Source organism: Arthrobacter sp. TJ-217 (assembly GCF_058269255.1).
In genome coordinates, this window is record NZ_JBZCNJ010000002.1 from 582,292 (window position 1) to 588,949 (window position 6,658).

Here is a 6,658-nt window from a genome sequence, read left to right on the forward strand (position 1 = left end):
GTGCTGCCCGTCAGTAACCCGCGGAGCCCTGTTCACCCTTAAGGATAGCGACTCCCGAGCTGGCACCGATCCGCGATGCCCCGGCGGCGATCATCGCCTTCGCGTCGGCCAGGGTGCGCACCCCGCCCGAGGCCTTGACGCCCACGTCCGGTCCAACGGTTCTGCGCATCAGCGCAACGTCCTCGACCGTGGCTCCGCCGCCGTTGAACCCGGTGGAGGTCTTCACGAAGTCGGCTCCTGCCTCGACGGAGGCCTTGCTGGCAAGGACTTTCTGCTCGTCATTGAGCTGCGAGGTTTCGATGATGACCTTGAGGATCGCTCCGCCGGAGTGCACCGCCTCGGCCACCGCACGGATGTCGTTCACCAGGGCCTCGTACTCGCCGGCCCGGGCCGCGGCGATGTTGATGACCACGTCGATCTCGTCGGCGCCGTCGGCCACGGCACCGTTGGCTTCGAAGACCTTGACCTCGGTAGGTGTCGCACCGAAGGGGAAGCCGATCACGGAGCAGGTCAGCACGCCGCTGTCCTTGACGGCGGTACGGACGGTGCTGACCCAGATCGGGTTGACGCACACCGACTTGAACCCGTACTGCACGGCCTCTTCGCACATGCTGAGGATCTGCTCGCGGCTTGCCTCGGGCTTCAGGAGGGTGTGGTCGATGTAGGAGGCGAGGGAAATGTCATTAGGCATAACTCCATCTTTTCACGCCTGTGGTTCCTCCCGGCAACGCCCGCGCCGGGAGGGGTCCCTGAAGGTCCGGCAGCCGTCCCGGGGAGGGCCGTGACGGCTGCCGGGCAAGCGGGTCGGCCTAGGCGCCCAGTGCCGCGCGGACGTCGGCACCGACCGCGGCGAGGCGTGCGGCGGCGTCGGCTTTGGCCCCGCCGAGTGCGGCGGCCGACGCGGCCGGCTCAACCACTTCGAGGTAGCACTTGAGCTTGGGTTCGGTGCCGCTGGGGCGGATGATCACGCGGGTCGAGTCCTCGGTGAGGTAAAGGAGCCCGTCGGTCGGGGGGAGCCCGGCCGATCCCTGGGCGAGATCCTGGGCGTGGGCAACGGGGGAGCCGGCGAAGGCCGCCGGCGGGTTCGCGCGAAGCCGCGCCATCATCTCACCGAGCAGCGCCAGGTTGTCGACCCTGAGCGACACCTGGTCGGCCGCGTGCACGCCGTGCTCGAGGTAGGCCCGGTCGAGCAGGTCGAAGAGGGTGAGCCCTGCGGCGCGGGTGGCGGCGGCGAGTTCGGCCAGGAGCAGCCCGGCGGAGATTCCGTCCTTGTCCCGCACCGACTGCGGTGCGACGCAGTAGCCCAGCGCCTCCTCGTAGCCGTAGGCGAGTCCGGGGACGCGGGCGATCCACTTGAAGCCGGTGAGGGTCTGCGCGTGGAGGATGCCGGCGGCCGCGGCCACCTTGCTCAGCAGGCGGGAGGAGACGATCGAGTTGGCGAACACCGGCGCGGAATCGGCGGCGGCATACCGCGAGGCAAGGTGGATCCCCAGCAGGGTGCCCACCTCGTCCCCGCGCAGCATGCGCCAGGAACCCGTGGCGGGGTCGACGGCGGCAAGCGCCACGCGGTCGGCGTCGGGGTCGTTGGCGATGACGAGGTCGGCGCCGGAGGCTGCGGCGGCCGCGAGGGCGAGATCCAGGGCGCCGGGCTCTTCCGGGTTGGGGAAGGCGACGGTCGGGAAGTCGGGATCGGGATCGGCCTGTTCCTTGACCACCGTGACGTTGGTGAAGCCGGCCGCCGCAAGGACGGCCTGCGCGGTGCGGCCGCCGACGCCGTGCAGCGGGGTGAGCACGATCGAGAGGTCGCGGCCGCCCACCTCCGGGTCCGAAAGACCGGTGATCGTGGCGATGTAGTCGTCCTCGATCGACGCGGGGAGCACGCTCCAGCCGCCGTCCGCGAGCGGAACCCGGTCGAGTGCTCCAATCGCCGCGATGTGCGCGGCGATGCCGGCGTCGTGGGGTGCGACGATCTGGACGCCGCGTGCGTCCTCCTCGACGGCTCGTCCGCCAAGGTAGACCTTGTAGCCGTTGTCCTGGGGCGGGTTGTGGCTGGCGGTGACCATGATGCCCACCTCGCACGCCAGGGCCCGCACCGCGTAGGCGAGCACCGGGGTCGGCAGCTCGGAGGGCAGCAGGAAGGTTTCGATTCCCACGGCGGTGAAAATCGCGGCGGTCTCCTCGGCGAAGATCCTCGAGTTGTGCCGTGCGTCGAAGCCGACGACCGCACGGGGCACGTAGCCGCCACCTCCGCCATTGCCCGCCGCGAGTTCGAGGGCGTACGCGGCGACCCCCGCGGCCGCGCGGCGCACCACGACCCGGTTCATGCGGTTCGGCCCGGCCCCGAGCGCGGCGCGCAGGCCCGCGGTGCCGAACAGGAGGGGTCCCGAGAAGCGGTCCTGCAGCTCGGCCAGCGCCGCGTCCGCCGCAGGAGCACCCGACTGCGCCGTTTCGAGGAGTTCCCTCAGCTCGGCGGCGGTCTGCTGGTCCGGGTCGGCGGCGGCCCAGGCCCCGGCGGTGGTCAGGAGGTGCTGCTGATCGGGGTTCATTGCCAAACCTGCTTCGGTGCGGTGGAGAGGGGGGACATCGGATCCGGGCTTTGCCTAGAGTTTGGCCACGATGCCGGCGAGGAGGCGGGAAATACGAGGACCGGCGGCCTGCCCGGCCTCGAGGACTTCGGCGTGGCTCAGCGGCACCGGGCTGATTCCGGCGGCGAGGTTGGTCACGAGCGAAATGCCGAACACCTCAAGGCCGACGTGCCGGGCGGCGATCGCCTCAAGCGCCGTGGACATGCCCACGAGGTCGACGCCGATCCGCTTGGCGTACTGGACCTCGGCCGGGGTTTCGTAGTGGGGGCCGGTGAACTGGGCGTAGACGCCCTCTTCGAGGGACGGGTCGACCTCGAGGGCGAGGCTGCGCAGCCGCCGCGAGTAGAGGTCGGTGAGATCGACGAACGTCGCCCCCTCGAGGGGCGAGGTGGCGGTCAGGTTGATGTGGTCGCTGATCATCACCGGTGTGCCCGGCTTCCACGCCTCGTTGAGCCCGCCGCACCCGTTGGTCAGGATCAGCGTTTTCACCCCGGCGGCAGCGGCAGTGCGCACGCCGTGGACGACGGCGCGCACGCCCTTGCCTTCGTAGTAGTGGGTGCGGGCGCCAAGGATCAGCACGCGCTTCCCGGACGGGGTAAGCACAGAACGGATCGTGCCGACATGCCCGACGACGGCCGGGGCGGAAAAGCCCGGGATGTCGGAGGCGCTCAGGGTATGGGTGGTCTCGCCGATGAGTTCGGCTGCCTCGCCCCAGCCCGATCCGAGGACGAGCGCAATGTGGTGCTGCTCGACGCCGGTGGCCTGTGCAATGTATTCGGCGGCGCTGCGCGCCAGGTCAAAAGGATCATTCGTCACCGGTACAACCTACCCCCTTGCGGTTGGGCCGTTCCACCGCCCACCCCGGGCGCGCAGCTGCGGCCGCCGCACCCGGAAGCGACGGCAGCACCGTGATGCGACGGCCGCACGCGGTATTGCTGCCGCGGCTGTCGCATTCGATGCGGGGGCGCGTCATTGGGAAAAATTGCGCCCGCGAACGTTTGGGCCGGCGCGCTGCATAAGGGAGAATAACGACTTGTGACCACACAACAGGAAACCAGTTCACGGCGCCTCGCGATCCTCGGCGGAGGGCCCGGCGGTTACGAGGCGGCTATGGTCGCCTCCTCACTCGGCGCGGAAGTCACCATCGTGGAGCGGGCAGGGCTTGGCGGATCGGCAGTGCTCACCGACGTGGTGCCCTCGAAGACCCTCATCGCCACGGCCGACACGATGACCCGGCTCACCGACGCCCACAGCCTCGGGGTCGAGTTCGGCGAGACCGCCGTCGTGAGCGCGGACCTCCACAAGGTCAACCAGCGGCTCCTGAAGCTCGCCCTCGAGCAGTCCTCCGACATCCGCCGCACCCTCGAGCGTGCCGGAGTGCGCGTGATCATCGGGACCGGAAAGCTCCTTGACAACCACCGCCTCGAGGTGGAGGTTGACGGCGAGACCTCGATCATCGAAGCCGATGCCGTCCTCATCTCGGTCGGAGCCCATCCGCGTGAGCTGCCCTCCGCGCAGCCCGACGGCGAACGCATCTTCAACTGGACCCAGGTCTACAAGCTGGAGAAGGTCCCCGAGCATCTGATCGTGGTCGGCTCGGGCGTCACCGGCGCCGAGTTCGCCTCTGCCTACAACGGCCTCGGGGCGAAGGTCACCCTAGTCTCGAGCCGGGACCAGGTCCTCCCCGGCGAGGACGCCGACGCCGCGGCCGTCCTCGAGGGCGTGTTCCGCGAGCGCGGCATGACGGTGCTCTCCAAGACCCGCGCCGACCGCGTCAAGCGCACCGCCGACGGCGTCGAGGTGCTCCTCTCCGACGGCCAGGTCATCGAGGGAAGCCACTGCCTCATGGCCGTTGGCGCCGTCCCCAACACGGCAGGCATCGGGCTCGAGGAAGCCGGCGTCGCCGTGACGGACTCGGGCCACATCGTGGTTGACAGCGTCTCGAGGACCACGGCCCCGAACGTCTACGCTGCCGGCGACTGCACCGGTGTCCTTGCGCTGGCCTCGGTTGCGGCGATGCAGGGGCGCATCGCGATCGCCCACCTGATGGGCGACAGCGTCACGCCCCTGAAGCTCAAGCAGGTCGCCTCGAACATCTTCACCTCCCCGGAGATCGCAACAGTCGGAGTCTCCGAGGCGGACATCGAGTCGGGCAGGTACCAGGGCGACGTCATCAAGCTCTCGCTCTCGACGAACGCGCGGGCAAAGATGATGAACGTCAAGGACGGCTTCATCAAGGTCATCGCCCGTGCCGGGTCGGGCACGGTGATCGGCGGGGTTGTCGTCGGACCGCGGGCCTCGGAGCTGATCTTCCCGCTCGCGATCGCCGTGACCAAGAAGCTCCACGTCGACGACGTCGCCAACACGTTCACCGTCTACCCGTCCCTCACCGGTTCGATCTCCGAGGCGGCGCGGCGGCTCCACGTCCACCTGTAGCAGCGTGTGTCCACAGAGTGGACAGGCTTATCCACTCTGTGGACGACAGTGGTTCCATAATCGGGTTCATGGAATTGCTCCGTCCCGTACCGGCTTTCCGGCACGGCCTCGGAACGGGGCGCCCCGCACCAGGAAGCCGCCCTCATGTCCTCATCATCGCCCGCCGTTCAAGGCGAGGCCGCCGCGCCGCTCAACTCCCGCGGCCGCGTTATCTTCGCCAGCCTCATCGGCACCACAATTGAGTTCTACGACTTCTACATCTACGCCACGGCGTCGGTGCTTGTGTTCCCCGCGCTGTTCTTCCCCAACGCCACCCCGGCAAACCAGCTCCTGAGCTCGTTCGCCGTCTTCGGCGTCGCCTTCGTGGCGCGGCCCCTTGGCTCAATCATCTTCGGCCACTACGGCGACAAGATCGGGCGCAAGGCAACACTCGTTGCCTCCCTGCTCACCATGGGCATCGCCACCTTCCTGATCGGGCTGCTTCCCACCGCGGAGAACGCGGGCTGGATCATCCTGGCCCCGCTGCTGCTCGTCGTGCTGCGCTTCTTCCAGGGGCTGGCGCTCGGCGGCGAGTGGAGCGGTGCCGCCCTGCTGGCCACCGAAAACGCACCCAAGGGCAAGCGCGCCGTGTTCGGGACCTTCCCGCAGCTCGGAGCCCCCATCGGCTTCATCATCGCGAACCTGCTCTTCGTCCTCCTGAACTCCACCCTGACCGACGAGCAGTTCCTGAGCTGGGGCTGGCGCGTGCCGTTCCTGCTCAGTGCTGTGATGGTCATCATCGGCCTCTACGTGCGGCTCAAGCTCATCGAGAGCCTCTCGTTCCAGAAGGTGCAGGAGCGCGGCCTGGTCGTGAAGCTTCCCCTCGGCGAGGTCTTCCGGCGCCACTGGCGGCCCCTGCTCCTTGGCACGTTCATCATGTTCGCCACGTACGTGCTGTTCTACCTCATGACCTCGTTCACCCTGACCTACGGCACCAGCCCCGCGACGGTTGAGCAGGCCCGGGCGGGAGCCGAGGCTGCAGGCAAGACGTTCACCGATGCCCAGGCCGCCGGCTTCGTGCCGGGACTCGGAATCGCCCGCGGCGACTTCCTGTGGATGCTCATCCTCGGTGTCGTGTTCTTTGGGATCTTCACGCTGGTCTCCGGGCCGCTGGCGGAGCGGTTCGGCCGCCGCAAGATGCTCCTGGTGGTCACCGCCGGCATCGCCGTCTTCGGGTTCACCTGGGTTCCGTTCTTCGGCGCCGGCGCCACCGGTGCGATAGCTCTGCTGATCATCGGGTTCATCCTCATGGGGCTGACCTTCGGACCGATGGCGGCCGTCCTGCCGGAGCTGTTCCCGGCAAACGTCCGCTACACCGGCTCAGCCGTGGCCTACAACCTCTCCAGCGTGATCGGAGCGGCGCCGGCCTCCTTCGTTGCCATTGCGCTGTGGAAGGTCGCAGACGGAAGCACCTTCCTTGTGGGGCTCTACCTGAGCCTCGCCGCGGTACTCACCTTCATTGCCCTGTGGATCTCCCGCGAGACCCGGGACCGCGACTACGAGAACAACATCGCCTGAGCACGGGCCGGGATCCCGGCATCCTTTCCCAAGCGGCGGCGGGGGGGGGGGGGGGGGGGGGGGGGGGGGGGGGGGGGGGG

General features: G+C 68.8%; 5 protein-coding genes. 2 read left to right on the plus strand and 3 right to left on the minus strand.

Features of this window, described 5'->3' with window-relative positions:
- Positions 1-10 precede the first annotated feature (10 nt).
- The 3 genes from deoC to AC4D2R_RS05755 all read right to left on the minus strand — a co-directional run bounded on the left by deoC (position 11) and on the right by AC4D2R_RS05755 (position 3,401).
- The gene (gene deoC, locus AC4D2R_RS05745; RefSeq protein WP_490938347.1) at positions 11-691 is read right to left on the minus strand and encodes a deoxyribose-phosphate aldolase; all 681 of its coding nucleotides are present in this window, start codon (positions 689-691) and stop codon (positions 11-13) included.
- A 118-nt stretch (positions 692-809) separates the two neighbouring features.
- The gene (locus AC4D2R_RS05750; protein WP_490938349.1) at positions 810-2,546 is read right to left on the minus strand and encodes a phospho-sugar mutase; all 1,737 of its coding nucleotides are present in this window, start codon (positions 2,544-2,546) and stop codon (positions 810-812) included.
- 54 nt (positions 2,547-2,600) lie between these two features.
- A complete protein-coding gene (locus tag AC4D2R_RS05755) occupies positions 2,601-3,401 on the minus strand; it encodes a purine-nucleoside phosphorylase (RefSeq protein WP_490938351.1) in 801 nt (266 codons plus the stop codon).
- A gap of 219 nt (positions 3,402-3,620) precedes the next feature.
- Here AC4D2R_RS05755 and AC4D2R_RS05760 point away from each other — a divergent pair, with 219 nt between their 5' ends.
- Together AC4D2R_RS05760 and AC4D2R_RS05765 are read left to right on the plus strand one after the other, a co-directional pair.
- Complete coding sequence (locus AC4D2R_RS05760) at positions 3,621-5,021, plus strand: NAD(P)H-quinone dehydrogenase (protein ID WP_490938353.1); 1,401 nt, start codon at positions 3,621-3,623, stop codon at positions 5,019-5,021.
- 144 nt (positions 5,022-5,165) lie between these two features.
- On the plus strand, positions 5,166-6,578 hold the full coding sequence (locus AC4D2R_RS05765; RefSeq protein WP_490902371.1) for an MFS transporter: 1,413 nt from the start codon (positions 5,166-5,168) through the stop codon (positions 6,576-6,578).
- The last annotated feature ends 80 nt before the right edge of the window (positions 6,579-6,658 follow it).

Bases quoted from the DNA above. Each gene is read 5' to 3' on its own strand.
- deoC (WP_490938347.1), bottom strand. From the start codon at position 691: ATGCCTAATGACATTTCCCTCGCCTCCTACATCGACCACACCCTCCTG.
- AC4D2R_RS05750 (WP_490938349.1), bottom strand. From the start codon at position 2,546: ATGAACCCCGATCAGCAGCACCTCCTGACCACCGCCGGGGCCTGGGCC.
- AC4D2R_RS05765 (WP_490902371.1), top strand. From the start codon at position 5,166: ATGTCCTCATCATCGCCCGCCGTTCAAGGCGAGGCCGCCGCGCCGCTC.